Genomic DNA, 26,836 nt, shown 5'->3' on the forward strand with positions numbered 1-26,836 from the left:
TTAGCTTGAGCAAGCCTCGAAAGTTATCGATTTTTGCCGCTTTCAGCTAACCACAGTTGTACTGAGGCACGCTGCCACTGAAACTCAGCATAGTGTTGTAAGCGCGCGGGTAACGGATCGCCGTGCAGTACCAGCCGGTTAAGCATCACCGCCAGATCGGTATCGGCGATGGACCATTCACCAAACAGATTCTGCTGCCCATCGGGTAACAGCCGTTCAACCGCCGTAACCAGCTTATCCACTGCCTGCTGCGCCGAGGCGGTCAGCGGTGAAAATCGCTCGCCGGCGAACAGCACTTCCGTCGGCCGTTCCTGACGGATCCACATAAAGTCGCTGCGCAGCCAGGCCTGAATCTCTCTTGCCCTGGCGCGCTTCTCACGGTCGCGGGGATAGAGGCGCTCAAACTCGGGTGCCGGAAACCGCTCTTCCAAATATTCGCTGATGGCCGAAGACTCGCTCAGCAGAAAATCATCGATTTGCAGCGTAGGCACCCGGCAGGTTAACGACAGCTCACGATAGGCCGCAGCGAACTGCTGGTTTTGCGACAAATCGACACGTTTCAGGGTAAAAGGGATGCCTTTTTCGGTGAGAGCAACATAAGCCGACATGGCGTAAGGACTGAAAAATGATGAATCTGACCACAGGGTGATGGACGGATAATTCATCGGTTACCTCAATTGGCTGTCAGGATTGCATCATGTTTACCGATTTTTATTTCTGAAGGCAACGCTGAGCTGGTCCGATGTTTCGACCGATTGCAAGAAAGCGCGACGCGACTCACCTCACACTGGCCTCACTCTTCTATGCTGAAGAGAACAAATAACAAAAACGTCAAGGGAGCCGCAACATGCACATTCTTATTACCGGCGGAACAGGATTAATTGGTCGCCATCTGATTCCGCGCCTGCAGCAACTCGGACACCAGATTAGCGTGGTGACGCGTGATGTGGTCAGCGCGCGTGAAAAGCTGGGCGACGACGTGGCGCTCTGGTCAGGTCTGGCGCAACAGCACGATCTCAATAATGTTGATGCGGTAATCAACCTGGCGGGTGAACCGATTGCCGACAAACGCTGGACCGAACCGCATAAACAGCAGTTGTGTGAAAGCCGCTGGCAGATCACTGAACAGATCGCCTCGCTGATCAATGCCAGCACCACTCCACCCTCAGTGCTGATTTCCGGCTCCGCGACCGGGTTTTATGGCGATACCGGCGATCTGGTGCTGACCGAAGAGGATCCTGGACACGACGAATTCACTCACCAGCTGTGCGCCCGCTGGGAGCAACTGGCGCTCAGTGCCGAAAGCGATCGTACCCGCGTCTGTCTGTTACGTACCGGCGTGGTGCTGGCAGCAGAAGGTGGCGCGCTCAGCAAAATGAAGCTGCCGTTCAAACTGGGTATTGGCGGCCCGATCGGCAGCGGTAAGCAATATATGCCGTGGATCCATCTCGACGATATGCTCAACGCCATACTCTGGCTGCTGGATCATGACGATCTGCGCGGTCCGTTCAACATGGTTGCTCCTTATGCGGTACGCAATGAGCAGTTTGCAGCGACCCTGGGCCGGGTAATGCACCGTCCGGCCTTTATGCGCACCCCCGCCAGCGCGATTAAGCTGATGATGGGTGAATCAGCGGTGCTGGTGCTGGGTGGGCAGCATGTGTTGCCTAAACGGCTGGAAGCCTCAGGATTTACCTTCCGCTGGTATGATCTGCAGCAAGCATTACAGGATGTGATTAAGCATTAACGCGGGCGGCGGAATGGGTCGGGCGGATAATCGGGCTTCGCTGGGGCCGATTACTCTGCTGCAATCGCAGCGTTGGCCAGTGAGAGCGCCGATTGCCGTTACCGGTCGGAGATTAAGGCCGAAACCGCCACGAACGCGACGATAAGCCACCGTTACCACCCGCGAAATCCGTACCAGTCATAAGTAGTGTCTGGTACCGTCCGGCCGGCAATAAAAGTTCAGCGAGAGTGCGATTTTCAGACTGAGCCGGCGCACCCTATCGTGATGCGCCGGCTGGCGGGACAGATGATCGACCGCGGCTGCGGCATCCGCATTGCGGCAGCCCGCGCCAGCACGACGCGGACGCGGACGCGAACTTACTTCAGCGAGCCTTTCAGGAACTGCTGCAGGCGGGTGCTCTTCGGGCTGCCGAACAGTTCCACCGGCGATCCCTGCTCTTCAATTTTGCCCTGATGCAGGAAAATGACATGACTGGAGACGTGACGGGCAAATTCCATCTCGTGCGTCACCACCACCATGGTTTTCCCCTCTTCCGCCAGTTTCTGCATAATGCGCAGTACTTCACCGACCAGCTCCGGATCGAGCGCCGAGGTGGGTTCATCAAACAGCAACACTTCCGGCTCCATCGCCAGCGCGCGCGCAATCGACACGCGCTGCTGCTGACCACCGGAAAGATGGACCGGGTATTTCGCCTGTGCCCGTGCATCAATCCCGACCTTATCGAGGTATTTGATTGCCCGTTCACGCGCTTCCGCTTTGCTCAGTCCCAGCACCTGAATCGGCGCTTCCATCACGTTTTCCAGCACCGTCATATGGCTCCACAGATTGAAGTGCTGGAATACCATGGTCAGGCTGGTACGCAGGGCGCGCAGTTGCTCTTTGTTTGCCACTTTCAGCTGACCATCTTTGTCACGGACTAAGTTGATCTGCTGATTATTAACCACAATCGTGCCTTCGCTCGGTTTTTCGAGGAAGTTGATGCAGCGTAAAAAGGTACTTTTTCCCGAACCGGACGATCCGATAATGGTGATCACATCGCCCGCGTTAGCGGTTAACGAGACCCCTTTCAGCACTTCGTGTTCACCGTAACGTTTATGTAATTCGGTGACGCTTAATTTATTGTCAGCCATAGTTCTACTCAATGCGATGAAGAGGGTTTGACGTGGGCCAGCCAGCGCCGCTCCGCCAGACGGAACAGGCTGATTAACACGTAAGAAATAATCAGATACAGCACCGCGGCCAGGCCGAACGCGGTAAACGGCTGATAGGTCGCCGAGTTGATATCACGCGCAATTTTCAGCAAATCCGGCACCGTCGCGGTAAACGCCAGCGCGGTGGAATGCAGCATTAAAATCACTTCATTGCTGTAGGCCGGTAACGCGGTGCGCAGCGCCGACGGCAGAATAATGCAGCGATAGAGTTTGAAGGTGGAGAAGCCATAGGCCCGCGCCGCCTCGATTTCACCGTGCGGTACCGAGCGGATAGCCCCGGCAAAGATTTCGGTGGTGTAGGCACAGGTGTTGAGGGTAAACGCCAGTAAGGTACAGTTCAGCCCGCTGCGGAAAAAGGCATTCAGCAGTTCAGTGCCTTTAACAATTTCCAGTGTGTACATACCGGAGTAGAACACCAGCAGCTGCACATAGAGCGGTGTACCGCGAAACACATAGGTAAACAGCCAGACCGGAAAACTGATAAACCGATTCGGTGAAACCCGCGCAATCGCCAGCAGGATCGCCAGCGATCCACCAATCACCACCGACAGGATCAACAGCCACAGCGTAATGGCGACGCCGGTAAAGCGGTAACCATCGGTCCAGAGCAGCGATTTCCAGTATTCCTGAATAATATCAATCATAGCTCGCCCTCTTCACGCCAACCGTATAGCGCCGGTTAAGCCACCACAGCACGCCATTCGACAGCGTGGTAAACACCAGATAGATCACGCCCGCCACAATCGCAAAGTAGAACGGTTGCCAGGTACTTTTACCGGCCAGCTGCGTGGCTTTCACCACATCTTCCAGCCCCAGCAGAGATACCAGCGCGGTGGCCTTGAGGATCACCTGCCAGTTGTTGCCGATACCCGGCAACGCATAGCGCATCATCGCCGGGAACAGAATGCGGCGGAACACCTGTGAACCGGTGAAACCGAACGCGGTGGCCGCTTCGATCTGCCCTTTTGGCACCGCCATAAAGGCACCACGGAAGGTTTCTGTGAAGTAGGCACCATAGATAAAGCCGAGCGTAATGATACCCGCGACCATCGGGTCGATATCAAACTGGGCCATCCCCAGCGCGTCGGTAATCTGGTTAAGCACGATCTGCAGACCGTAGAAGATCAGCAGCATAAGAACGAGGTCCGGCACACCGCGAATCAGGGTGGTGTAGCCTTCAAAGATCATCGCCAGCAGCCGGTTACGTGACAGTTTGGCACCCGCGCCAATCAGCCCGAGCAGCACTGCCAGAACCACCGAGGTCAGCGCCAGCTCCAGTGTCACCAGCGTGCCCCGAAGAATTACATCAGAATAGCCATACAGCATCGAGAGGGTCCTGTCGTGGGGTGGAAACGGAACGCTGCCCGCCAGCAATCGACGGGCAGTTTTGCTCTGCTCAGCCATTCCGGACAGCAGCAGACCGTGCATTGCCGGTAAAGTAAACGCCGCTAGCTGGCGCTCTCTTTTCCCGCATCCGATCCGGCCTGCTAAGGTCCGTCATACCATGGGCAGAGCGACAGGATGGTTAGTCGCCGTACACATTAAAGTCGAAGTACTTCTTCGCAATCTTGTCGTAGGTGCCATCTTTACGCATTTCAGCAAAGGCTTTGTCGATGGCCGCTTTCAGCTCGCTGTCATCTTTACGCAGCCCCATACCGGTGCCGACGCCGAAGATTTTGTCATCTTTCACTGCCGGACCGGCGAAGGCGTAGTTTTTCCCGACCGGCTGCTTCAGGAACCCTTCGCTCGCCTGCACTTCGTCCTGGAACGCCGCATCAATACGTCCGGCATTCAGATCCTGATAGACCAGATCCTGGTTCGCGTACGGTGTCACGCTCACGCCTTTTGGCCGCCAGTACTGGTTGGCGTAAGTTTCCTGGGTGGTGCCCTGCAACAGACCGATGTTTTTGCCTTTCAGCGACTCAATCGTCGGTTCGATTTTAGACCCTTTCGGTGCCACTAAGCGCGCGTTGGCGGCGTAAAGTTTTTCCGAGAAGGCGATTTCTTCCTGACGTTTTGCTGTGATCGAGAGAGAAGAGATGATGGCGTCAATTTTCTTCGCTTTCAGCGAGGGGATCAGGGCGTCAAAGTCGCTCTCAACGTAAGTACACTGGGTATGAATGCGTTTGCAGATTTCGTTAGCGAGGTCGATATCAAAGCCCACTAACTGCCCTTGCGCGTTTTTTGACTCAAACGGTGGGTAGGTTGGATCTGTGCCGATACGGATTGAACCTGGTACCGCCGCAAATACGCTGGCAGCACTGGATAAACCCAGCATCAGGGAAAGAGCCAGAACACGCTTTTTCATAGATTACCCTCAAGTGAAGTGCTTTTTGTTATGTGGTACGTGATGTGTTTGCGCAAAGTAAGTTGCATGTTTCATGCCAGTTCTGCAAGTTATTCGCGCACTTAGCGTGACGTCCGACAGCCGAAAACGCTGAGCTTGTGAGGGGAATATAACAGTGAAGTAAAAGAGAAAAAGCGATGATGTTAACTTTTGGTGCATCAAATGCACGAAGAGTGATCCGAGGCGCGCTTATGCACTAAATAAGTGCGCCAGCGGAACTTTATGCACCTTGCCAGCGCGCGAACAAATCTTCTGGCAATTCGATATCAAACTGATCGATGACCCGATTGACCGTTTGATCAACCAGTTGCCCGATGTTTTCAGGGCGATGATAGAACGCCGGTACTGGCGGCATAATGATGGCGCCCAGCTCAGCGGCGGTGGTCATCATGCGCAGGTGGCCAACGTGCAGCGGCGTTTCACGCACGCACAGCACCAGCTTGCGCTGCTCTTTTAATACCACGTCAGCCGCGCGGGTCAGCAGTGAATCACTGTAACTGTGGACGATGCCGGACAGGGTTTTCATTGAGCACGGCAAAATCGCCATCCCGAGGGTTTTAAACGATCCTGACGAAATGCTTGCCGCAATATCGCGCACGTCGTGCACCACATCGGCCAGCGCCTGCACGTCACGTAGTGAGTAATCGCTCTCCAGCCCTAACGTCTGGCGCGCCGCCTGGCTCATCACCAGATGCGTTTCCACCTCATCGACCTGCTGCAAAACCTGCAGCATGCGCACGCCATAAATCACCCCGCTGGCGCCTGAGATGCCAATGATGAGTCGTTTCATATTCCAACCTTGCTCTACCCGGATGCATCATCATAACGCGGCCTGGGGATTTCTGAAAACAAACAGGGCGGGATTGCTCCCGCCCTGCTTTATCTGCCCTAACGCTGGCGCTTAGCCTTCGTTGTGCAGCTCGAGGTTTTCCACCTCATTCTGACGCGCAACCGCTTTTGCATCGTCATTACGCAGCGACTGGAGGTATTCCAGATAGCGCTGGTCAACATCCTTCGTGACATAAATTCCGTTAAACACCGAGCATTCAAACTGGGTAATGTCCGGGTTCTCTTCGCGAACCGCTTCGATCAGGTCATCCAGGTCCTGGAAAATCAGCGCATCCGCTTTGATCAGCTGGCGGATCTCTTCGACTTCACGACCGTGGGCAATCAGCTCGGTGGCGCTTGGCATATCAATGCCATATACGTTCGGGAAACGAATCTCCGGAGCCGCTGACGCCAGATAAACCCGCTTCGCACCGGCTTCACGCGCCATCTCAATGATCTGCTCTGAGGTGGTGCCGCGTACGATGGAGTCATCCACCAGCAACACGTTTTTATCGCGGAACTCGGCGCGGTTAGCATTCAGCTTACGGCGAACCGCGCTGCGACGTAACTGCTGGCCCGGCATGATAAAGGTGCGGCCGACGTAACGGTTTTTCACGAAGCCCTGGCGATACGGCTTATCGAGAATGCGCGCAATTTCCAGTGCGATATCGGTTGAGGTTTCCGGAATCGGGATCACTACATCGATATCCAGATCTTCCCACTCGCGGGCAATTTTCTCGCCCAGCTTGGTGCCCATGCGCACGCGGGCGCTGTAGACCGAAATCTTATCGAGGAACGAGTCAGGACGTGCAAAGTAGACATACTCGAACAGGCAGGGATTGCTTTTCGGGTTTTCGGCGCACTGGCGGGTAGAAAGCTGCCCCTGCTCAGTGACATAGACCGCTTCACCCGGTGCGACGTCACGGATGAATTCAAACCCTAACGTATCCAGCGCCACGCTCTCCGAGGCCACCATATATTCGGTACGGCCATCGGCGATCACGCGTTTGCCCAGCACCAGCGGACGGATACCGTTCGGGTCGCGGAACGCTACCATGCCATGACCGATAATCATCGCCACCACCGCATAGGCTCCGCGCACCTGCTGATGCACCGCAGCGACGGCGGCAAAAATATTGTCGGCTTCCAGCGGATCGTTCTGGAAGCGATCCAGCTCCTGCGCGAAAATATTGAGCAGGATTTCAGAATCTGAGGTGGTATTCACATGACGGCGGCCCTTTTCGAACAGGTGCTTACGCAGTTCGTGGGCGTTGGTGAGATTTCCGTTGTGCGCCAGCGTAATACCGTACGGCGAGTTTACGTAGAATGGCTGCGCTTCAGAGGCACTTGAGCTGCCCGCGGTCGGATAACGCGCGTGACCAATGCCCATGTTGCCCTGCAAACGCTGCATGTGGCGTGCTTCGAAAACGTCGCTGACCAGGCCATTTGCCTTTCGCAGACGGAAGCACTTCAGCGCATCGATAGTACAAATGCCTGCGGCATCCTGCCCGCGGTGCTGGAGCACCGTTAACGCGTCATAGATCGACTGGTTTACCGGCATGAAACCGGTGATACCGACAATACCACACATGTTGTCATTTCCTCATTAAGCCGCACTCCCGGTCGCATCACCGGGGTAAAAAACTCGACGTGCTTTTCAGGTAATCGAAAAACCACCTGATTATATAACTGAACTCGGGAATGAGTTGAGACTGTTGCCAGTCCGGACTTTTCGAAAAGCCGGTGAAAGTATCGAGGAAGAACAGCAGAGCGGCCACTATCAGCACACCACGCAACGCCCCGAAACAGACGCCCAACACCCGGTCGGTTCCCGACAGGCCGGTTTTTTCCACCAGCGAGCCGATCACGTAATTCACAATCGCACCGACAATCAGGGTGGCGACAAACAACACCCCAATGGCGATACCGTTACGAACCAGTTCGTCGTCAAAACCTGTAAACCAGACTGCAAGGTAGGCGTAGTAATGACTGGCGACAAAAAACGCGCATCCCCAGGTAACAAGAGATAAGGCTTCCCGGACAAACCCACGGATCAGGCTGACCAGAGCCGAAAAACCAACTACCGCAATAATGACGTAATCAATCCAGATCATGAACTCTTCCAGCGCCAGTGCCATTGCACCCCTGCATCCAGTTCGGGGCGCATTCTAACAGAAAAAGAAAACGTTTGCGTAGCGGTTTTCCTGTTCTGCATCCATAAAAAAGGCGATGAAAAAAACCTTCGTCGCCCGGTTGATTTCCCGACGGTCAGGCCGTTGAAAATCGTCATTTTTTACCCGTTTATCCGCTTTAACCCGCCGTGCTTTAGCCCAATTGACGCTGCCTGTTACTGCTATTGGCAGCGCCAATTGATGAGTTTAGCGAGCGCTGTACGGCTTCACGACGCCGCCCAGCCCGGAGATGCTTTTCAGCTCGCCTACCGCACTTTGCATTTTGGCTTTTGAGGCGTCCGGTCCCACGTAAATGCGGGTGATCTGTCCCTGTACCGGCGTTGATGGCACGGTAAAGGCGCGATAGCCCGACAGTCGCAGCTGCGCGACAATCTCATTCACCTTGCTGGCGTTTTTCAGCGCACCCAGCTGTACCACATAAGCCTGACCGGCTGGTGCGCTCGGTTCGGCCGCCTTCGGCGTCTCGGCCTGCTTCGGCTGCTCCACGGTTTTCGGTGGCTCAACCGGTTTTGGCTTCGGCTGTTCGACCGGTTTAGGCTTCGGCTGCTCAACCGGCTTCGGTTTAGGCTGCTCGACCGGTTTCGGTTTCACCGGCGTCGGCTGATGCACCGGCGGTGGCGTTACAACGGCCGGCTCGCTCTCTTCGGTGGGTTTTGCGCGTCCCTGTTCAGCCGCTGCGGTGGTTTTTCCGCTGCTGCTGCTGACCGCATTACCTGCGCCTTCCGGCGGCTGGGCCGGCAGCGACTGGGTCACCGGCGGCACCATTTCGCTGTCCTGCTGATCGTCGGGTTTCGGCACCAGCGGAATGGCGGCGAACTCTTCTTTATAGTGCTTCTTCTGCCCATCCAGCAGCCCCGGCAATACAATCACGCCGACGGCCACCAGAATGACGGTGCCGACTAAACGGTTCTGAAACTTACTTGCCACGTCCTTTCTCCGTTTCAATCGATTCCATGACCTGTGCCACGGTGTGGAACGATCCACACACCAGCACAATGTCCTGCGGCTGCGCCTGCTGGCGCGCCTGCTGCCAGGCCTGCTCTACCGTGCTGAACGCCTCGCCCTGCGGCAGCCACTGCAGCAGCTGCTCCGCCGTCGCGCCGCGCGGGCCGTCGAGCGGTGCGCAGTACCAGGCATCCACCGCCGGTGACAACGCCGCCAGCGTACCGGCAATATCTTTGTCGTGCAGCATACCCACCACCGCGAGTACCCGGCCGGTTTTGGGCAGCGCGGCCAGCCGTGACGCCAGATAGTGCGCCGCATGCGGATTATGCGCCACGTCGAGAATCACCCGCGGCGATTCGCTGATGGTCTGAAAGCGGCCCGGCAGCATGGCTAACGGCAGCGTAGCGCGGATCTGCGCCTCACTGACCTGCAGCCCGGAGGCGCGCAGCGCGACCAGCGCCGTCGCGGCATTCGGCAGCGGCACCTGCGGCAGCGGCAGATCGTTCAGCTCACCGTGCGCGTCACGCAGCGACCAGCTTTCCGGCTGCTGACGATAACACCAGTCACGGTCGCGTTGCAGCAGCTGTGCGCCCTTCTCACTGGCTACTGCGGCAATGCTGTGCGGCATATCAGGCTCACCCACCACCGCCGGTTTGCCGGCACGGAACACACCCGCTTTTTCGCGGCCAATGCTTTCCCGATCCGGACCGAGCCAGTCGATGTGATCGAGCGCAATGCTGGTGACCACCGCCACATCTGCATCCACGATATTGGTGGCGTCGAGCCGTCCGCCGAGGCCGACTTCGAGGATCACCACGTCCAGTTGCGCCTGTTGAAACAGCTTCAGCGCTGACAAGGTGCCAAACTCAAAATAGGTCAGTGAGATATCACCACGTCCGGCTTCAATGTCGGCAAAGCTGGCACAGTGCTGCGCTTCGCTCAGCTCCTGCCCCTGAACCCGTACCCGTTCGGTATAGCGTACCAGATGCGGCGAGCTGTAAACGCCCACGCGATAGCCGGCCGCCATCAGCAGCGTTTCCAGGGTACGACAGGTGGTGCCTTTGCCGTTGGTGCCGGCGACGGTGAAGACGAAGGGAGCGGGTTTCAGCAGGTCAAGACGTTGCGCGACCTGGCGAATGCGATCCAGCCCCAGTTCGATGGCCTGAGTGTGCAGGTGCTCAAGATAATAAAGCCACGTGGCCAAAGGCGACGTGGCTTGAGGGAGGTGAAGATTGTCCATATGTCCCGTTTTGCTTATTTATACCCGACAGACTGGTGCTGAGGTATACGGTGCATTGGTGAAAGGCGCGACGGGCGCGCCTTTCTATCTCCTGTCAGGCCTCGTTGCTCTCCGGCTCAGTCGTCGCCGGGGCGGACTGTTCACCGTCGTGCAGCGGTGCTGGCAGGTTCATCATTTTTGCCAGCAGGCTTGCCAGTTTGTACCGCATTTCCGGACGGCGAATGATCATATCAATCGCGCCCTTTTCAATCAGGAACTCACTGCGCTGGAAGCCCGGCGGCAGTTTTTCACGCACGGTCTGCTCGATAACGCGGGGACCGGCAAAGCCGATCAGCGCTTTCGGTTCCGCCACGTTGAGGTCGCCCAGCATGGCAAAGCTGGCTGACACGCCGCCCATGGTCGGGTCGGTCAGTACCGAGATGTAAGGCAGACCGCGTTCCTGCATTTTAGCCAGCGCGGCGCTGGTTTTCGCCATCTGCATCAGCGACATCAGCGCTTCCTGCATACGCGCGCCGCCACTGGCAGAGAAGCAGATCAGCGGGCAGTTATCCGCCAGCGCCTGCTCAACCGCACGCACAAAACGGGCACCCACTACCGAGCCCATTGAACCGCCCATAAAGGCGAATTCGAAGGCGGCAGTGACAACCGGCATGCCATGCAGCTGGCCTTTCATCACGATCAGCGCATCTTTCTCGTTAGTCGCCTTTTGCGCAGCGACCAGACGATCTTTGTACTTTTTCGAGTCGCGGAACTTCAGCAGATCCTTGGGTTCCAGTTCACTGCCCAGCTCAACCAGGGTGCCCTGATCGAGGAAGCTGCCGAGGCGCTCACGGGCGTGCATACGCATGTGATGGTCACACTTCGGACAGACTTCAAGATTACGCTCCAGCTCGGCACGGTAGAGAACCTGGCCACAGCTGTCGCACTTGGTCCAGACCCCTTCCGGGATACTGGCGCGGCGCGCAGGCGTAACGTTGCTTTTATTAAGAATGCGTTCAATCCAGCTCATTGATGACCTTTCTGTTTAAAACTGACCTGGTCCAGTCGTCTTGATACTGCTGAAAACCGCTTCAGCAGACGGTAAATGTCGCTCATTAAACCACAACCCGTTCAGACTGTGGATAAAAATCTGGTCTTACCCCTGAGCAAAGCGGCCACTCAGGGCTGCTTCTGCTGCTTTGCCTGGCGGCGATGACGCCAGACTTCAATCACGCCCGGCAATACCGACACCAGGATAATCCCGACAATCAGCAGCTTCAGGTTTTCCTGCACCACCGGCAAATCGCCAAACAGGTAACCGGCATAGGAGAACAGCAGGACCCAGGCCAGCGCACCGGTGACGTTGAACAGCGCAAAGTGACGATAGGACATGTGGCCCATACCGGCAACAAACGGCGCAAAGGTGCGAACAATCGGCACAAAACGCGCCAGGATAATGGTTTTACCGCCGTGACGGGCGTAAAACGCATGGGTTTTATCCAGGTAGCTGCGACGGAAGATTCTGGAGTTCGGGTTACTGAACAACCGCTCGCCAAACAGACGGCCAATGGTGTAGTTCACCGCATCGCCAAGGATCGCCGCAACCACTAACAGCGCCACCATCAGATGCACATTCAGGTCGTTGCCAGGCAACGCCGCCAGTGCACCCGCCACAAACAGTAACGAGTCGCCAGGCAGGAATGGCGTCACCACTAAACCGGTTTCGCAGAACAAAATCAGGAACAAAATAGCGTAAATCCAGACACCGTACTGCGCAACCAGTTCGGCAAGATGCACATCAATGTGCAAAATAAAATCAACCAGAAAATGGATGAACTCCATAACGCGCCCTTTTAAGCCCTAAAAGTGAATTAATCCGCGAGGAACAACGGTCCCATCGACGGCTGTGGTAACGCAAAGTGGGATGGATAATCCACCGCCACCAGATACAACCCTTCTGCCCGGGCAGTGGCTGCAGCCAATGTCCGATCCTTCGCCGCCAGCAGCGTGGCCATCCAGGATTCCGGCTGATTGCCACAGCCAATCTCCATCAGGCTGCCGACGATATTGCGCACCATGTGATGCACAAAGGCGTTGGCTTTAATATCGACAATCACGTAAGGCCCCTGACGCGTCACATTCAGGTGAATCACGTTGCGCCACGGGGTACGCGACTGACACTGCACGGCGCGAAACGAGGTAAAGTCATTCTCACCCAGCAGACACTGGCCGGCGCGATGCATCTTTTCAGCATCCAGCGGATGATAAAAATGGGTCACGCCCTGCGCCAGCACCGCCGGACGCAGCCGCTGATTGTAAATCAGGTAGCGATAACGACGGGCGGTTGCGCTGAAACGGGCGTGAAACGCCTCTGGCACCGCTTTTACCCAACGTACCGCGATATCCGGCGGCAGGTTGGCATTGACGCCGAGTGTCCAGGCCCCGTCCGCCCGCTGCGAAGTGGTTTCAAAATGCACCACCTGCCCGGTCCCGTGGACGCCCGCATCGGTGCGTCCGGCACAAAACACGCTGACCGGATGATCGGCGACTTTTGACAGCGCGCGCTCTAACTTTTCCTGCACGCTGCGCACTTCCTGCTGACGCTGCCAGCCATAATAGCGGCTGCCGTCATACTCGATGCCGAGCGCCAGTTTTTGCGTCTGACCGTCGGACATGGTTACAGATACTCCTGAACCAGTTTCTCAGCCGTTTTCACCGCCATCAACGCGCCGCCAAAACGAATATTGTCGGCCACTGACCAGAACTGCAGCAGCTCCGGAATACCGTAATCGTTACGCACGCCGCCAATGCTCAGTGCACCGTTACCCGACGCATCGGTGACCGGCGTCGGCACCGAATCCTCTTCGCTCAGCGAGATGTCTGACACCAGCGCCAGTTCGGCACGCGCCTCTTCAGCCGAAAGCGGACGCAGGTTTTCAATGTGGACAATCTGCGCATTGCCGTAAAACACCGGTGCCTGCACGCTGCTGACCGCAATCGGTAAGCCTTCATCCTGCAGCACTTTACGCACCTGATCGACCAGACGGCGTTCGCTTTCAACGCTGCCTTCCGCGTCCACCTGCTGCGGCATCAGGTTAAACGCCAGCTGACGACCAAAGTGATGTTCATCTGCCGGAATGCCGTTCAGCAGGCGGGCACTTTCACCGGCCAGCGCATCCACCGCCACTTTGCCGTAGCTGGAGACCGAGATCAGGTTGGTGACCTGCAACCGGCCTAATCCAGCCGCATCGACCAGCGGTTTGATCGCGGTCAGCAACTGACTGACCAGGTTGTCCGCCACGCTGATAATATTGCGGTTGCGGTAATCGGCCAGCACATGCGGATTTACATCCGGCACTACCAGCGGCACATCCGGTGACAGCGCAAACAGCTCGCTGCTGTCGATGACCAGACAACCGGCGTTCGCCGCATCATCGGCAAAGCGGGCGGATGCGTCGCGGCCGGCGACGAAAAAGGCCAGCTGCGCCTGCGACCAGTCAAATTCTGCCGCATTTTCAACCCGCACCGAGCGGCCTTCAAAACGTTTGATCTCACCGGCGCTGTTTTCACTGGCCAGCAAATACAATTCACCAACCGGGAACTGGCGTTCCGCCAGCAATTCCAGTACAGCGTTCCCTACTGCGCCTGTCGCGCCCAGTAGCGCAATATTCCAGCCGTCAGACATGTTGGTTTACTCCAGACAATGACATAAAAACAGAAGGCGGTGATCTCACCGCCGAGGGATTCGGATTTTTCCCTGCCCGCAGGCCGTTGTGCCAGGGCATCAACTATCGGGAAGAGAGCGTTGCGTTAAAACCCAGTTGGGTCAGCATCTCAGCCGTGCTGGCGTCGTCACAGATCACCTGCAACGAGGACCATTCGCGGCGCTCCTGATACTGCTTACGCAGGCGATCAAATTCGCCAGGCTGAGCCGCCACTTTTCGCAGGGGCGCATCGTCGCGGCGCACATCATACACCAGATGCACCAGGCGTTTCAGCGTTGCCTGATCCAGCGGGCCATTCAGGGTGATTTCACTGAATTCCGGCACCGGCAGCAGGCTGCTGAGCGGGACCTGTTGCGGCTGACCGATAAAGTCACACCAGGCTTCAAACACCTGAGTAGTGCCGCGCGCCTTGCCTTCGAGGGTATAGCCCGCAATGTGCGCCGTGGCGATGTCTACTTTGTCGAGCAGCGCCAGCGACAGATCCGGCTCCGGTTCCCAGACGTCAAGCACTACGCTGAGATCGGCGCGCATCTTCAGCACTTCCAGCAGCGCGGCATTGTCGACCACCGGGCCGCGACAGGCGTTAATCAGAATGGTATTGGGCTTCAGCGCCATCAGTAATGCCGCATCTGCCAGGTGCCAGCTTTTATAGCGGCCGGCTTTAAACAGTGGCGTATGGAAGGTCAAAATATCCGCCTGCTCCACCAGCTGCTCCAGCGAAAGAAAATCGCCTTCGTCACCGCGATCGGCGCGCGGCGGATCGCACAGCAGGGTTTTCACCCCCCACGCCGCCAGCCGTTTCTGCAACCGTCCACCGACGTTGCCGACGCCGACAATGCCGACGGTGCGGTCACGCAGCTGGAAGCCGTCACGTTCCGCCAACAGCAGCAAAGACGAGAAGACATACTCCACCACCGCGATGGCGTTGCAGCCGGGCGCGGCGGAAAAGGCAATGCCCGCCTGCTGCAGCCAGTTTTCGTCGATATGGTCGGTGCCGGCAGTGGCGGTACCGACAAACTTCACCGGCTTACCGGCCAGCAGCGCTTCATTGACCTGGGTCACCGATCGCACCATCAGGCCATCGGCATCGGCCAGTTCCGCCGCCGGCAAGGGACGACCCGGAACCGCCACCACTTCGCCGGTCCGGCTGAACAACTCACGGGCATAAGGCATATTTTCATCGACGAGAATCTTCACCACGGCTTTCCTGTCTGTTGCATTGAAGGCCATTATTCTGGCACAAAGCGACGCGTTAGCCTAACCGCGCGCGGTAACGATCCGGTGTGGTTCCGGCCTGCTGCTGAAACATCACAATCAGCGCCGATGCCGAGCTATAGCCCAGTTCGTGGGCGATGCTCTGCACGCTGACGCCCTGCTCCAGCAGTACGATAGCGCGCAGAAAACGCAGCCGCTGTCGCCACTCGCCGAAGGTCATGTGCAACTGCTGCTGACAGCGCCGCGCCAGCGTGCGTTCGGTGGTAAAAACCCGCGCTGCCCAGCCGGCCAGCGTGGTGTTATCACCCGGATTAGCTTCCAGCGCATGCAGCACCGGTGCCAGAAATTTATCGGTTGAGGTCGGCAGGTAGCTCTCCTGTACCTGCGCCAGCGGCAGACGATCGCGTAGTACCTCACACAGCCGCCACTGCGCTTCGGTGACCGGCTGCTCGATCTGCTGCCCGGCAAACTCATCCATGATGGCGTGCACAATCGGATCGACAATCAGCAGGCAGGCGCGCTGTGGCAGGCCGGTACACAGCGCGGCGGCGAGGTTAAAGGTGCGGAACTGCGCCTGACGGTAGTTATAGCTGCTGTGCCGGTGGCCTGGCGGGATCCACACCGGGATATCGGCCGGAGTCAGCAGCCGCTCACCCTCTACCCGCATCTCCAGCACGTGACTTTTCACAAAGATCAGCTGTCCCCAGTCATGGGCATGCGGCAGATATTCGGTATGCGCGTTGGCCTGTTCGAAACGCATAAAGTAGTGCAGCTGTGGCGCATCCAGCGGCGGCTGGTAGGTAATCTGTAAGGTCATTATGTCCGGAGAGCGATTAATTTTGTCTGATATTAACTATCTGGATAAATCCGGACAAGCGTACACTGCGCCTCATCTAATGCTGTGGAGCGTGACCATGTTTTTCCTCTATCCGCTGTGTGCGGTGTTGATCTGGTCGATCAACTCGATTGTCAGCAAACTGTCGGCTTCCGCCATCGATCCGGCGGCGATCTCTTTCTACCGCTGGCTGCTGGCGTTGCTGGTATTGACGCCGTTTGTGTTGCCCGGCGTATGGCGGACGCGTCAGGCGATCCGGCCACATCTGTGGCGGTTACTGATCCTCGGCCTGCTCGGCATGGTGCTGTATCAGAGCCTGGCTTATTATGCCGCCCAGAGCGTCAGCGCACTGTTCATGGGCATTATCGGGGCGTTGATCCCGCTGCTCACCGTGTTGCTGAGCGTAGTGATCCTAAGGATCGCGCCGACGCTCGGCATTCTGCTCGGCAGTATCATCTCGTTTATCGGTCTGGTGTGGCTGGTGAGTCAGGGCGATGTGATGCAGTTACTGAGTCACGGACTCGGCAAAGGCGAACTGCTGATGCTGGCCGCCTCCGCCGCTTATGCGCTGTATGGCGTGCTGACCCGGCGCTGGGCGCTGCCGTTGCCGATCTGGCACAGCCTGTATGTGCAGATTTTATTCGGCGTACTGTTGCTGTTACCGGGCTTTCTGCTGGCGCCTGAGGTGTCACTTAACCGGCATAACCTGCCGCTGGTGGCGTTTGCCGGTCTGTTTGCCTCGATCATTGCGCCCTTTTTGTGGATCCACGGCGTGCAGCGCCTCGGGGCCAGTACCACCAGTATCTTTATGAACCTGATCCCGGTGTTTACCGCACTGATCGCGGTGCTGTTCCTGCATGAGCAACTGCACAGTTACCACTGGATTGGTGGCGGCCTGACCCTGTCCGGCGTGATTCTGGCCCAGCGGCTGCGTACGCCGCTAACCCGCGCTAAACCGGTCAACCTGCGTCGGTTGTAAACCGTATCGTCACGCGCAGCCCGCCCAGTTGCGGGCTGCGATCGAGCTGCATGGTGGCACCATGCCAGGCACAGATATCCTGCACCAGCGCCAGACCAATGCCGGCCCCTGGCTGAATACCAACATTATCCAGCCGCTGAAAAGGCTGTAACGCTTTTCGCTGTTCCGCCCCGTCGATGCCGGGACCGCTGTCTTCAATCTCCAGTTTGCCCGCCACCACCCGCGCGGTGACGACGCCGTGATGCGGGGTATATTTAATCGCATTATCCAGCAGGTTGGCGCACAGTTCGCCGAGCAGCACCCCGTCTCCGATCACCTGACTGCTCTCCTCGCCCTCATAACCGAGATCGATTTGCCGGGTGCGTGCCGCCGTGTAGCGGCTCAGGCAGGCTTCACGGACGATGGCCGCCAGATCGACCCGCATCATCGGCTTGTCTTCGCCGTGACGTGCCTTGATGCGTGCCAGTTGCAATAGCCGATCGGTGAGTAAGATGGTTTCATCCAGCGTATGACGCATGCCGAGTAAACTCTCCTGCCACTGTTCCGGACGTTCGCTGTTGAGCGCCACGCTCACCTGGGTTTTGAGGATAGTCAGCGGCGTGCGCAGCTGATGTGCCGCGTCAGCGCTGAAACGATCCTGCCGCGCCAGCAGGCCGCGCAGACGTTCCAGATAACGGTTAAAGGCGATGATCAACGGCTGCAGTTCTGACCACGGCAACGACGGCAGCGGGGTCAATTCGCCGCCGTCACGCTGTAATACAATGCGCGAAAGCTGCCGCAGCGGACGTAATACCCGGCGCAGCATCAGGCTGGCCAGCAGCAGCGTCATCAGCACCAGCCCGCTCTGGCTGATCAGGGCGGTACGCATCAGTCCGCGGGCAAACTCCTGGCGGGAGTTAACAGTTTCAGCCACCAGCACCAGCGCCATCCCGTCGACGCCCGCCTCACTCACCGGTTGCCACAGTGCCGCCACCCGAATGCGATGCTGGTGATAGCGTCCGTCATAAAAGTGCACCAGCGCCGGATAAGCGGTCGACATTTTGCTGGCCGGCGGAATCGGTGGCAGATCGTCATAGCCCGACAGCGTTTTCCCCTGTGGCGAAATCACCTGATAAAACAGCTGGTCGTTCATATTGCGTTCGAAACTGTCGAGCACCACCCAGGGCACGTCCACCTCCAGATGATGCTGCCGCACCACCAGCCGTTCTGCCACGGTGCGCGCCGAGGCCAGCAGCGAGCGATCGTAAGCCTGATTGGCCGCCGCCAGCCCGCTCTGATAATGGGTGTAAACCGACAGCGCCCACAGCAGTAACAGCGGCAGACCCAGCCACGCCAGCAGTTCGCCGCGCAGCGAATGAATCAGCCGCACGGCAGCGTTTCCAGGCTGTAGCCGAGTCCGCGCAGCGTCACGATAGCCACGTCGCTACCCGCCAGTTTTTTACGCACCCGGTGGACATACAGCTCAATGCTCTCCGGGCTGGCCTCATCCGCCAGGCTAAAAGTCTGTTCATACAGATGCTGACGGGAAACCGGCCGGCCGTGGCGCTGCATCAGGGTGGTGAGGATGCTCGACTCACGCGGCGTCAGCGCCAGCGGCCGGTCTGCCAGCAGAAAATAGCCTTCGCCATCCAGCACCAGCTGGCCCAGCGACTGGCTTTGCGCCGCCTGGCTCTGGCTGCGCCGCAGCAGCGCCCGCAACCGCGCTTCCAGTTCATCCAGCTCAAACGGCTTGGTCAGGTAATCATCCGCCCCGAGATTCAGGCCGCGCACCCGGTCATCCAGCGCGCTACGCGCCGTCAGCAGCAAAACCGGCACGCTCTGACCCCGCCGCCGCAACCGCGTCAGCACTTCCAGGCCATCGATGCGCGGCAGCGAGACGTCCAGCACCACCAGCGCATAGGCTTCACATTGCAAGGCGTGATCGGCCGCGACGCCATCCGCCACCCAGTCGACGGCAAAGCCTTTTTGCGTCAGCGCTTTCTGCAACCAACACGCCAGGTCAACCGTGTCCTCTACCAGTAAGAGACGCATATCACATCCTGTTATTAAATCCGGGCAGTGAAAGGTAAATGAAAGGTAATTGTTTTAACAATTCAGCAACGCCAATATTTCGGCGGCAATCACACTCTGGAAGAATGAATGGAGCGCACGATGAAAAAAATAATCCATACCGCCCTGACCACTGCCCTGCTGTCGCTGATGGTGCCTGCTGCCATTGCCGCCAACGGTCCGGGCCGTACCGAATGTATTGCACCGGCTAAGCCGGGCGGCGGGTTTGACCTCACCTGCAAGCTGTTGCAGGTCTCGCTGCAGGAAACCAAACAGATTGAGACGCCAATGCGCGTTACCTATATGCCTGGCGGCGTCGGCGCGGTGGCCTACAACGCGATCATCGCTCAGCGCCCGGCTGAAGCCGGCACGGTAGTGGCTTTCTCGGGCGGCTCGCTGCTGAATCTGTCGCAGGGCAAATTTGGTCGCTACTCGGTTGATGATGTGAAGTGGCTGGCGGCAGTGGGAACCGACTACGGCATGGTGGCGGTACGTGAAGATGCGCCGTGGAAAACCCTTGGCGAGCTGATGGCGGCGATGAAAGAAGATCCGACCAAAGTGGTGGTCGGTGCCGGTGCCTCGATCGGCAGTCAGGACTGGATGAAAACCGCCCTGCTGGCGCGTGAAGCTGGCATCGATCCGCGCAAGATGCGTTACGTCGCTTTTGAAGGCGGCGGCGAGCCGGTTACCGCGCTGCTCGGCAACCATATTCAGGTGGTCTCTGGCGACATGAGTGAAATGGTGCCGCATCTGCAGGGCGGCAAAATGCGGGTGCTGGCGGTAATGTCCGATCAGCGTCTGCCGGGCCAGCTGGCGCAGGTGCCAACCGCCAAAGAGCAAGGCTTTAACATCGTCTGGCCGATCATTCGCGGCTACTACCTCGGCCCGAAAGTCAGCGATGCCGACTATCAGTGGTGGGAACAGGCATTCAAAAAGATGGTGGAAACGCCGGAGTTCAAAAAGCAGCGCGATCTGCGCGGCCTGTTCGAATTTAACCTGACGGGTCAGGAACTCGACAGCTACGTCAAAAAACAGGTGGCGGATTACCGTGAGCAGGCTAAATCGTTTGGCCTGGCCAAATAACCGGAGCGAATCATGAGCGATCGTATTTTTGCTGGCCTGTGGCTGGCGCTGTGCCTCGGCGGCATGGTGGTGGCCTGGCAAATTCAGAGCGAATACAGCTACGAACCGGTGGGACCGCGCCCCTTCCCGATGGCGATCCTCGGCCTGATGGCGATCTGCGCCCTGCTGATGCTGTTTCGCAAACCCGACACCATTCACTGGCCGTCCGGCGGCACGCTGAAGCGGCTGGTGGCGCTGGCGCTGATGATGCTGCTGTACGGCTGGCTGTTTGAAACGCTGGGCTTTGCCATCTGCACCACGCTGCTGACCTTTGGCATCGGCCTGCTGTTTGGCGCGCGCTGGTGGGCAGCGGCGCTGGCCGGGCTGGCGATGGGCACCACCCTGTTTTACGCCTTTGATCGCCTGCTGGAAGTGTCCCTTCCGGTCGGCAGCTGGCTGAGTTAAGGAGAGCATCATGGATACCTGGTCCTTTTTGATGCAGGGCTTTGCCGTCGCCATGACGCCAGAGAATCTGCTGATTGCCCTGATTGGCTGCTTTATCGGCACCATCGTTGGCCTGCTGCCGGGCCTGGGCCCGATTAACGGCGTGGCGATTCTGATGCCGCTGGCTTTTGCTCTGCACTTACCGGCGGAATCGGCGCTGATTCTGCTGGCAACGGTCTACATCGGCTGTGAATATGGCGGACGTATCTCCTCGATTCTGCTTAACGTGCCGGGTGATGCCGGGGCGATTATGACCGCGCTGGATGGTTATCCGATGGCGCAACAGGGCAAAGCCGGCGTCGCACTGTCGATTTCGGCGGTCAGCTCGTTTATCGGTTCCACCATCGCCATTATCGGCATTATTCTGTTCGCCCCGCTGCTGGCCAGCTGGTCGCTGGCGTTTGGTCCGGCAGAATATTTTGCGCTGATGGTGTTCGCCATCGCCTGTCTCGGCAGCATGATGAGCCACAATCCGCTGAAGTCATTCCTCGCGGCACTGATTGGGCTGGGAATGGCTACCGTCGGCGTCGATGCCAATACCGGCGTCTACCGCTTTACCTTTGACAGCGTTCATCTCTCCGACGGTATTCAGTTTGTAGTGGTGGTGATTGGCCTGTTCTCGGTGAGTGAAATCCTGCTGATGCTTGAGTCGACCAGCAGCGGACAGAAGGCAGTCCGGGCCAGCGGCCGGATGATGTTCAATATGAAAGAGGCGGCGATGGCAACCGGTGCGACGCTGCGATCCTCCTTTATTGGCTTTTTTGTCGGCGTGTTACCGGGTGCCGGTGCGACCATCGCCAGCGCTATCGCCTACATGACCGAGAAGAAGATCAGCGGCAGCGACCAGTTTGGTAAAGGGGATATTCGCGGTGTGGCCGCGCCGGAAGCGGCAAACAACGCCTCAGCCTGCGGCTCTTTTATTCCGATGCTGACGCTGGGTATTCCCGGCTCCGGCACCACGGCGGTGATGGTCGGCGCGTTAACGCTGTATAACATTACGCCGGGACCGGCGATGTTTGTGGAGCAGCCGGATATTGTCTGGGGCCTGATCGCTGCGCTGTTAATCGGCAACGTAATGCTGTTGATCATGAACATTCCGATGATTAACGTCTTCGCCCGCATGCTGACCATTCCGCTGTGGTTCCTGGTGCCGGCGATTGCCGCCATCTCCGCCGTTGGCGTTTACGCGGTACACAGCACCACCTTCGACCTGCTGTTGATGGTCGGGCTGGGAATCTTTGGCTATATCCTGCGTAAAATGGACTTCCCGATGTCGCCGTTGATTCTGGGCTTTGTGCTGGGTGAGATGCTGGAGCAGAACCTGCGTCGCGCCTTGTCGATCAGCAACGGGAATCTGGTGATCCTGTGGGAAAGTCTGATCTGCAAAGTGCTGCTGGTGCTGGCGATTGCGGTACTGCTGGTGCCGCCGATCTGGAAACGCTGGCGTCGTCATCGTCTGAAGCTGGCAGAAGAGTAAATCTCCCGCCGAAACGCGTGCGCCCCCGTGGGATTTCCCGGGGGCTTTTGCTATCATGGCGCATTCATTTTCCGGCGCACCCCACGCTGTTCTGTTTTCCCAAGGAATCCGCCATGCAACCTCTCAGCGGCCCCGGTGTGCCGGTCGGCGATCGTTCATCTGTCAATCCGCAAACCGGCGCAACGCGTCCCGGTTCGGTGGCCGGTGAACAGCCCCTCTCTCCTGCCCAGCGCACTACCTTAGAACGTCTGATCGTGCGTATTCTCTCGCTCAGTAATTTGAAAGCGCCTGAGCTGTGGGCCGGTGTGCGCCATGAAGTGGGCGTGAAGAGCGAAGCGGAATTACAGTCACGCCATTTTCCGGCGGCGGAGCAGTATCTGAATGCCCGCCTGACGCAGGCGCAGACCGGTCATGCGACGCGTCAGCTGATGACGCAGCTGACCGACCTGCTGCCGAAAGGCAATAATCGCCAGGCGGTCAGCGATTTCATTCGTCAGCAATTTGGCCAGACGGTATTGAGCGCGCTGAGCCAGGACCAGCTGCGTCAGGTACTGACCATGCTGCAGAACGGTCAGATGGCGATACCGCAGCCGCAGCAGACCCGCGTCAGCGATCGTAGCCTGCTGCCGGCTGAGCATCAGACCCTGAATCAGCAGGTGGTGCGCCTCGCGGCTGCCACCGGTGAATCAAGCGGAAAACTGTGGGCCGCGGCGTTAAAGCTGGTCAACCTGACCAGCGGCGATCCGATCCCGTCGCGCCACTTCCCGCTGCTGACGCAGTATCTGCAGGTGCGCCAGACCTTAAGTCAGCACAGCGCACCGACGCTGCAACTGCTGGAAGTCTCGCTGAAACAGCCGCTCGATCAGCACGAACAGCGTTTGCTGGAGGATTACAGCCAGCAGCGTTTCCAGGCGACGCCGCAGACGGTGCTCACCGCCACCCAGACTCAGGATCTGCTGAATTTCCTGTTCAGCCGTCGCGCCGAGAAGATGCACGAACAGCCGCTGGCCGCCAGCGAGATCAAACCGCAACCTATCTGGTCGCCGTTTGTCGTCTCACTGCCTCCGACGCTGCAGCCGCTGGCAAAACGGCCAATGCTGGGCGCATTTGTGGTGCTGGTGGTGCTGTTTTTACTGTGGCTGGTACTGTGAGTTAACAGCCGCAGGCGACGTCGGGCGCGGCGACTGGCCACTCGCCCGGCGCATCTCCCCAGGTCAGCGGATGACCGTCACGTTTCCAGAAATCCAGCCCGCCAATCAGTTCCTTTACCTGAAAGCCCAGCGAAGCGAGCTTCCACGCCGCTTTGGTCGATCCGTTACAGCCAATCCCGTCACAATAGGTGACATAGACTTTACTGCGATCAAGCCGGGCAGTGCTGGCCGCGTCCATATCGCGATGGGGAAAATTGATCGCACCGCAGATATGGCCGGCGCGATAGACTCCGGATGAACGCGCGTCGATCACCACGATCGCCGGCTGGCGTTGCGCCAGATCTTCTGCCAGATCCCAGGCATCGGTATAGTAAGCGAGTTTAGCCTGTAAGTAGTCGAGACTTTGCTGCGGGCTGGCCGCCGGAACACGTAACACCGATGACATAGTGATTCTCCTGTTGTGGTATGCCGGCAGTTTACGGCAAAGTGGACTGCTCTCTGAGACCCATTTTGCTTACCGGATAAGACCCTTATGCGCTCACCGCTGCTGCAACTTTTTCAGCATCAGGCCACCGGCGGCCTGCGCGAGCGGCTGTGTACCACGCTGCGGCTGGCGATTAGCCGCCACCATCTGCGCGCCGGACAACAGTTGCCCTCCACCCGCCAGTTGGCCGAGGATCTCAAGCTGTCCCGCGTCACGGTGGAGGCGGCCTACGCGCAACTGGAGAGTGAAGGCTACCTGCGGCGTGAAACCGGGCGTGGCAGCTTTGTGTCGATTACCATGCCCGAGCCGTCAGTGCCGCCTGCGGTTCATCAGCCTGCGCCTTTTTCGGCGCGCGGTCAGCAGGTGCTGGCAACCGGCGGCTGCCAGGATCCCCCTTTTCCCCATGCGTTTGCTGCCGGTTCGCCGGAGTTACGCGCTTTTCCTCATGAGACCTGGCGACGTCTGAGCAGTACCGTGCAGCGTTCACTGGGGAGCGCCGCGATGGGATATGGCGATCCCTGCGGCTATCTGCCACTGCGCCGCGCCCTGGCTGACTATCTGGCGCTGTCACGCGGCGTACATTGCCAGCCTGAGCAGGTGATGATCCTCACCAGTTCCCAGCAGGCATTACAGCTGCTGGCGCTGATGCTGCTGGATGCGGGCGATGAGGTCTGGCTGGAGGAGCCGGGCTACCCTGGCGCGCGCAACGCTTTTCTGGCGGCGGGCGCTCGGCTGCGCGCTATCGGGCTGGATGACCAGGGTGCGGTACCGATCGATGGCAGCCCGAAGCTGATGTATCTGACCCCTTCCCATCACTATCCGACCGGCGTTACGCTGAGCCTGCCACGACGGCTGGCCTGGCTGGCGTGGGCAGAGCGCAATCGCAGCTGGCTGATTGAAGATGACTACGACAGTGAATTTCACTATCACCAACGCCCGATCCCTGCCCTGCAGGGGCTGGACCGTCATCAGCGGGTGATTACCCTCGGCACCTTCTCTAAATCGCTGTTTCCCTCGCTGCGACTGGCGTGGATGGTGGTTCCGCCGGCGCTGGTGGCACCGCTGGGCCAGGCACGCAGCGTACTGGATGGTCACAGCGCCCTGCTGCCGCAGGCCATTACCGCCGCCTTCCTGCAACAGGGCCATTTCGCCAGTCATCTTCGGCTGATGCGACAGCTCTATCGCAGTCGGCGCGAGTTGCTGATCGAGCAGATTAACCAGCGGCTGACGCCGTGGATCACCCCGTTCGACAGCGGCGGCGGATTACAGTTAACGGTGAAGCTGGCGCAGGATGAGGCGCAGTTAACCGCCCGGGCCGCGCAGATCGGCCTGTTGTTGCCGCGTCTTAGTCCACTGTATGCCGGGCCGGCGCGTCAGCAAGGCTGGCTGCTGGGCTATGCGGCACTGACGCCGGATGAGATCGTGGCGGGTTGCGACAAACTACACTGGCTGCTGGCGGGGCAAGGCTGACAAGGAAGGAGGGGCAAAGAAAAGCGCGGATAAGCGGCAAAAAAAAGGACCGGCAAGCCGGTCCTTCTGGGATCTGTCAGCGCATTACGCCTGGTATTTACGCATGGTCAGGGTTGCGTTGGTGCCGCCAAAGCCGAAGCTGTTGGACATCACGGTGGTCAACTCTTTTTCCATTGGCTGAGTCACGATATTCATGCCTTCAGCCGCCGCATCCAGCGAGTTGATGTTGATGCTTGGGGCAATAAAGCCATGCTCCAGCATCAACAGCGAGTAAATCGCTTCCTGCACGCCTGCCGCACCCAGTGAGTGACCGGTCATGGCTTTGGTTGCTGAGATGTACGGCGTGTTGTCGCCAAACACTTCACGAATCGCACCCAGCTCTTTCACATCACCAACCGGCGTTGAGGTGCCGTGGCTGTTGAGGTAGTCGATTGGGGTATCTACGCCGTTCATCGCCATCTTCATGCAGCGAACTGCGCCTTCACCTGACGGTGCCACCATATCTGCGCCGTCTGAAGTTGCACCGTAGCCGACGATTTCAGCATAGATGTGCGCACCGCGAGCCAGCGCATGTTCCAGCTCTTCAACCACCACCATGCCACCGCCACCGGCGATCACGAAGCCGTCGCGCTCGTTATCGTAGGTACGTGACGCTTTTTCTGGCGTGTCGTTGTAACGGGTAGAGAGCGCGCCCATTGCGTCGAACTCACAGGCCATTTCCCAGCACAGCTCTTCGCCGCCGCCGGCAAAGACGATGTCCTGTTTGCCCAGCTGGATCTGCTCAACTGCGTTACCGATACAGTGTGCCGAGGTGGCACAGGCTGAGCTGATTGAGTAGTTTACGCCGTGAATTTTAAACGGCGTGGCGAGACAGGCTGAAACGCCAGACGCCATCGCTTTGGTGACCACATACGGGCCAACCGCTTTCAGGCCGCGTGGGCTGCGCATTGCATCAGCACCAAACACCTGGAAACGCGGTGAACCGCCGCCTGAACCGGCAATCAGACCCACACGTGGGTTGTTCTGATACGCTTCCACGCTCAGGCCAGAATCTTTAATCGCTTCTTCCATGGAAAGATAGGCATAGATGGACGCATCACTCATGAAACGCACGACTTTGCGATCGATGAGGCCGGTGGTATCTAATTTTACGTTACCCCAGACGTGACTACGCATGCCGGAATCTTTCATCTCTTCAGAAAAGGTGATGCCAGAGCGGCCTTCACGCAGAGATGCCAGCACCTCTTGCTGGTTATTACCAATACTGGAAACGATCCCTAAGCCAGTAATCACAGCACGTTTCATTCAATAATCCTCATCCACTTCTTCTTAATTGACCAGCACTCTAGCGTACACTTGTACGCCGAACAAGTCCGATCAGCCATTTCCTTTTGTA

Annotated in this window: 27 protein-coding genes; 7 read left to right on the top strand and 20 right to left on the bottom strand. The window is 58.2% G+C overall.

The features are described from left to right. Positions 1 to 23: 23 nt before the first annotated feature. Complete coding sequence (gene yfcF, locus ABIB18_RS11140; protein WP_031376245.1) at positions 24 to 665, bottom strand: glutathione transferase; 642 nt, start codon at positions 663 to 665, stop codon at positions 24 to 26. 182 nt (positions 666 to 847) lie between these two features. On the opposite strand from yfcF, the gene ABIB18_RS11145 reads away from it, so the two are divergent. After that, a complete protein-coding gene (locus ABIB18_RS11145) occupies positions 848 to 1,747 on the top strand; it encodes a TIGR01777 family oxidoreductase (RefSeq protein WP_256150301.1) in 900 nt (299 codons plus the stop codon). 356 nt (positions 1,748 to 2,103) lie between these two features. On the opposite strand, the gene hisP is transcribed toward ABIB18_RS11145, so the two are convergent. From hisP to ABIB18_RS11220, 15 genes are all read right to left on the bottom strand, one after another. Next, the gene (hisP, locus tag ABIB18_RS11150) at positions 2,104 to 2,877 is read right to left on the bottom strand and encodes a histidine ABC transporter ATP-binding protein HisP (protein WP_031376246.1); all 774 of its coding nucleotides are present in this window, start codon (positions 2,875 to 2,877) and stop codon (positions 2,104 to 2,106) included. Between the two features lie 8 nt (positions 2,878 to 2,885). Next, entirely contained in the window at positions 2,886 to 3,602 is a 717-nt protein-coding gene (locus ABIB18_RS11155) for an ABC transporter permease (RefSeq protein WP_031376247.1), read from the bottom strand. Continuing rightward, the gene (locus ABIB18_RS11160) at positions 3,595 to 4,284 is read right to left on the bottom strand and encodes a histidine ABC transporter permease HisQ (protein WP_031376248.1); all 690 of its coding nucleotides are present in this window, start codon (positions 4,282 to 4,284) and stop codon (positions 3,595 to 3,597) included. Before ABIB18_RS11160 ends, ABIB18_RS11155 begins: the two co-directional genes overlap by 8 nt. 199 nt (positions 4,285 to 4,483) lie before the next feature. Further along, positions 4,484 to 5,266, bottom strand: a complete 783-nt coding sequence (argT, locus tag ABIB18_RS11165; protein ID WP_046288187.1) for a lysine/arginine/ornithine ABC transporter substrate-binding protein ArgT — start codon at positions 5,264 to 5,266, stop codon at positions 4,484 to 4,486. A gap of 259 nt (positions 5,267 to 5,525) precedes the next feature. Beyond that, on the bottom strand, positions 5,526 to 6,095 hold the full coding sequence (locus ABIB18_RS11170; protein WP_031376250.1) for a UbiX family flavin prenyltransferase: 570 nt from the start codon (positions 6,093 to 6,095) through the stop codon (positions 5,526 to 5,528). Positions 6,096 to 6,206: 111 nt separating this feature from the next. Next, positions 6,207 to 7,724 (bottom strand): amidophosphoribosyltransferase, encoded by a 1,518-nt coding sequence (purF, locus tag ABIB18_RS11175; protein WP_069728995.1) that lies wholly within the window; start codon positions 7,722 to 7,724, stop codon positions 6,207 to 6,209. Positions 7,725 to 7,761: 37 nt separating this feature from the next. Next, positions 7,762 to 8,247, bottom strand: coding sequence for a colicin V production protein (gene cvpA, locus ABIB18_RS11180; RefSeq protein WP_031376251.1), 486 nt, complete (start codon positions 8,245 to 8,247; stop codon positions 7,762 to 7,764). Between the two features lie 264 nt (positions 8,248 to 8,511). Beyond that, complete coding sequence (dedD, locus tag ABIB18_RS11185; protein ID WP_031376252.1) at positions 8,512 to 9,252, bottom strand: cell division protein DedD; 741 nt, start codon at positions 9,250 to 9,252, stop codon at positions 8,512 to 8,514. After that, the gene (folC, locus tag ABIB18_RS11190) at positions 9,242 to 10,510 is read right to left on the bottom strand and encodes a bifunctional tetrahydrofolate synthase/dihydrofolate synthase (protein ID WP_046288185.1); all 1,269 of its coding nucleotides are present in this window, start codon (positions 10,508 to 10,510) and stop codon (positions 9,242 to 9,244) included. The genes dedD and folC overlap by 11 nt, the downstream gene beginning before the upstream one ends. A 94-nt stretch (positions 10,511 to 10,604) precedes the next feature. Continuing rightward, positions 10,605 to 11,519 carry an acetyl-CoA carboxylase, carboxyltransferase subunit beta gene (gene accD / locus ABIB18_RS11195; RefSeq protein ID WP_031377194.1) on the bottom strand — a complete coding sequence of 305 codons (915 nt, stop codon included), beginning with the start codon at positions 11,517 to 11,519 and terminating at the stop codon, positions 10,605 to 10,607. Positions 11,520 to 11,668: 149 nt separating this feature from the next. Next, entirely contained in the window at positions 11,669 to 12,331 is a 663-nt protein-coding gene (locus tag ABIB18_RS11200) for a DedA family protein (RefSeq protein ID WP_031377193.1), read from the bottom strand. Positions 12,332 to 12,360: 29 nt separating this feature from the next. Next, on the bottom strand, positions 12,361 to 13,164 hold the full coding sequence (gene truA, locus ABIB18_RS11205) for a tRNA pseudouridine(38-40) synthase TruA (RefSeq protein ID WP_031377192.1): 804 nt from the start codon (positions 13,162 to 13,164) through the stop codon (positions 12,361 to 12,363). Between the two features lie 2 nt (positions 13,165 to 13,166). Next, the gene (locus ABIB18_RS11210) at positions 13,167 to 14,174 is read right to left on the bottom strand and encodes an aspartate-semialdehyde dehydrogenase (protein ID WP_031377191.1); all 1,008 of its coding nucleotides are present in this window, start codon (positions 14,172 to 14,174) and stop codon (positions 13,167 to 13,169) included. A gap of 103 nt (positions 14,175 to 14,277) precedes the next feature. Next, positions 14,278 to 15,411: a 4-phosphoerythronate dehydrogenase PdxB gene (gene pdxB, locus ABIB18_RS11215; protein ID WP_031377190.1), complete on the bottom strand. Its 1,134-nt coding sequence runs from the start codon at positions 15,409 to 15,411 to the stop codon at positions 14,278 to 14,280. 55 nt (positions 15,412 to 15,466) lie between these two features. After that, positions 15,467 to 16,246 (bottom strand): AraC family transcriptional regulator, encoded by a 780-nt coding sequence (locus tag ABIB18_RS11220; protein WP_089561975.1) that lies wholly within the window; start codon positions 16,244 to 16,246, stop codon positions 15,467 to 15,469. A 97-nt stretch (positions 16,247 to 16,343) separates the two neighbouring features. Between ABIB18_RS11220 and ABIB18_RS11225 the strand changes: the two genes are divergently transcribed. Then, the gene (locus ABIB18_RS11225; RefSeq protein WP_046288513.1) at positions 16,344 to 17,243 is read left to right on the top strand and encodes a DMT family transporter; all 900 of its coding nucleotides are present in this window, start codon (positions 16,344 to 16,346) and stop codon (positions 17,241 to 17,243) included. Here the strand turns inward: ABIB18_RS11225 and ABIB18_RS11230 are convergent. After that, the gene (locus tag ABIB18_RS11230) at positions 17,224 to 18,612 is read right to left on the bottom strand and encodes a sensor histidine kinase (protein WP_046288184.1); all 1,389 of its coding nucleotides are present in this window, start codon (positions 18,610 to 18,612) and stop codon (positions 17,224 to 17,226) included. The two genes, ABIB18_RS11225 and ABIB18_RS11230, sit on opposite strands and share 20 nt — an antisense overlap. Next, entirely contained in the window at positions 18,603 to 19,274 is a 672-nt protein-coding gene (tctD, locus tag ABIB18_RS11235) for a transcriptional regulator TctD (protein WP_069728999.1), read from the bottom strand. Before tctD ends, ABIB18_RS11230 begins: the two co-directional genes overlap by 10 nt. A gap of 120 nt (positions 19,275 to 19,394) precedes the next feature. On the opposite strand from tctD, the gene ABIB18_RS11240 reads away from it, so the two are divergent. The 4 genes from ABIB18_RS11240 to flk all read left to right on the top strand — a co-directional run bounded on the left by ABIB18_RS11240 (position 19,395) and on the right by flk (position 23,486). Further along, positions 19,395 to 20,375, top strand: a complete 981-nt coding sequence (locus ABIB18_RS11240) for a Bug family tripartite tricarboxylate transporter substrate binding protein (RefSeq protein ID WP_354474151.1) — start codon at positions 19,395 to 19,397, stop codon at positions 20,373 to 20,375. A 12-nt stretch (positions 20,376 to 20,387) separates the two neighbouring features. Next, positions 20,388 to 20,819: a tripartite tricarboxylate transporter TctB family protein gene (locus ABIB18_RS11245; RefSeq protein WP_031377187.1), complete on the top strand. Its 432-nt coding sequence runs from the start codon at positions 20,388 to 20,390 to the stop codon at positions 20,817 to 20,819. 10 nt (positions 20,820 to 20,829) lie between these two features. Beyond that, a complete protein-coding gene (locus ABIB18_RS11250) occupies positions 20,830 to 22,335 on the top strand; it encodes a tripartite tricarboxylate transporter permease (RefSeq protein WP_031377186.1) in 1,506 nt (501 codons plus the stop codon). Positions 22,336 to 22,448: 113 nt separating this feature from the next. After that, complete coding sequence (flk, locus tag ABIB18_RS11255) at positions 22,449 to 23,486, top strand: flagella biosynthesis regulator Flk (protein ID WP_354474152.1); 1,038 nt, start codon at positions 22,449 to 22,451, stop codon at positions 23,484 to 23,486. A gap of 1 nt (position 23,487) precedes the next feature. Here the strand turns inward: flk and ABIB18_RS11260 are convergent, their stop codons facing one another. After that, positions 23,488 to 23,931 carry a rhodanese-like domain-containing protein gene (locus ABIB18_RS11260; RefSeq protein WP_069729002.1) on the bottom strand — a complete coding sequence of 148 codons (444 nt, stop codon included), beginning with the start codon at positions 23,929 to 23,931 and terminating at the stop codon, positions 23,488 to 23,490. Between the two features lie 87 nt (positions 23,932 to 24,018). Here ABIB18_RS11260 and pdxR point away from each other — a divergent pair, with 87 nt between their 5' ends. Further along, positions 24,019 to 25,440 carry a MocR-like pyridoxine biosynthesis transcription factor PdxR gene (gene pdxR / locus ABIB18_RS11265; RefSeq protein WP_031377183.1) on the top strand — a complete coding sequence of 474 codons (1,422 nt, stop codon included), beginning with the start codon at positions 24,019 to 24,021 and terminating at the stop codon, positions 25,438 to 25,440. A gap of 84 nt (positions 25,441 to 25,524) precedes the next feature. On the opposite strand, the gene fabB is transcribed toward pdxR, so the two are convergent. Then, positions 25,525 to 26,745, bottom strand: coding sequence for a beta-ketoacyl-ACP synthase I (gene fabB, locus ABIB18_RS11270; protein WP_031377182.1), 1,221 nt, complete (start codon positions 26,743 to 26,745; stop codon positions 25,525 to 25,527). Positions 26,746 to 26,836: the final 91 nt, after the last annotated feature.

The organism is Pantoea sp. UYEF8, from assembly GCF_040546285.1.
Classification (GTDB): domain Bacteria; phylum Pseudomonadota; class Gammaproteobacteria; order Enterobacterales; family Enterobacteriaceae; genus Pantoea; species Pantoea brenneri.